General features: G+C 60.7%; 1 protein-coding gene. It reads left to right on the top strand.

Going from position 1 to position 1,612, the window contains the following annotated elements; genetic code table 11:
• A partial coding sequence (locus tag FEM54_RS32220) for an Ig-like domain-containing protein (protein ID WP_138454242.1) occupies positions 1-1,612 on the top strand: 1,612 nt, incomplete at both ends.

The raw sequence follows: 1,612 nt of genomic DNA on the forward strand, positions 1-1,612 counted from the left end.
CTCAGCGGCAGCGCGGAAGCCAACAGCAAGGTCACCGTGACCTTGCCCGACAACACGACGCGGCAAGTCACCACCGATTCGAACGGGCACTTTGAGTTGACCAGCAACACCGTTCAACCCAATGGCACCGTCAAGGTGATTGCAGCCGATGCGGCGGGCAATGCCAGTACGCAAGCCACGATTGCCTTTGTCGCCGACAATACGGTCGACGTCACCCCTCCAGCCCCACCGACCGGCCTGTTGGCGGTGACCTTGCCCGATGGCAAGCTCAAGCTCACCGGCAGCGCCGAGGCCCACAGCAAGGTCACGGTGATCCTGCCCGACGGCACTACACAGCAAGTCACCGTTGGGGCCAATGGCGCCTTTGAACTGACCAGCAACGGTGTGCAACCCAATGGCGCGGTGCAGGCCACCGCTACGGACGTTGCAGGCAATACCGGCACGGCAGCCTCGGTTGACTTTGTCGCGAATAACACCGTGGATATCACGCCACCAACAGCCCCGGCCGGTCTGGTTGCGGTGACATTGCCCGATGGCAAGGTCAAGGTCAGCGGCACCGCTGAAGCCAACAGCAAGGTCACCGTGACCTTGCCCGACGGCACTACACAGCAAGTCACCGTTGGGCCCAATGGCGTTTTCGAACTGACCAGTACGGGTGTACAACCCAACGGCGCGATCCAGGTCATCGCCACCGATGCCGCAGGCAATGCCAGCGCAAAAACCACGATTAACTTTGATGCCGACAATACCGTCGATGTCACCCCTCCTGCCGCACCGAGCGACCTGGTTGTAGTGACCTTGCCCGATGGCAAGCTCAAACTCAGCGGCAGTGCTGAGGCCAACAGCAAGGTCACTGTGACTCTGCCCGATGGCGCTACGCAGCAAGTTACCGCAGGGGCCAATGGCACCTTCGAGCTGACCAGCACCACCGCGCAACCCAATGGTGTTGTGTCCGTAACGGCAGCAGATGCGGCAGGACATACAAGCCCTGAAACAACTGTAACGTACCAGACGACTGATGTGACGCCGCCAACCGCTCCGGCCGATCTGATTGTGGTGACCTTGCCCGATGGCAAGCTCAAGCTCACCGGCAGCGCCGAAGCCAACAGCAAGGTCACCGTGACCTTGCCTGATGGCACTACACAACAAGTCACCGTTGGGCCTAATGGCGTCTTCGAACTGACCAGTACGGGTGTACAACCCAACGGCGCAGTTCAGGCCATCGCCACCGATGCCGCAGGCAATGCCAGCGCAAAAACCACGATTAACTTTATTGCCGACAATACCGTTGATGTCACCCCTCCAGCCACACCGAGCGACCTGGTTGTAGTGACCTTGCCCGATGGCAAGCTCAAGCTCACCGGCAGCGCCGAGGCCAACAGCAAGGTCACCGTGACCTTGCCCGACAACACGACGCGGCAAGTCACCACCGATTCGAACGGTCACTTTGAGTTGACCAGCAACACCGTTCAACCCAATGGCACGGTCAAGGTGATTGCAGCCGATGCGGCGGGCAATGCCAGTACGCAAGCCACGATTGCCTTCGTCGCCGACAATACGGTCGACGTCACCCCTCCAGCCCCACCGGCCGGCCTGGTGGCGGTGACCTTGC

It is taken from the genome of Pseudomonas edaphica (genome assembly GCF_005863185.1).
Lineage (GTDB): Bacteria > Pseudomonadota > Gammaproteobacteria > Pseudomonadales > Pseudomonadaceae > Aquipseudomonas > Aquipseudomonas edaphica.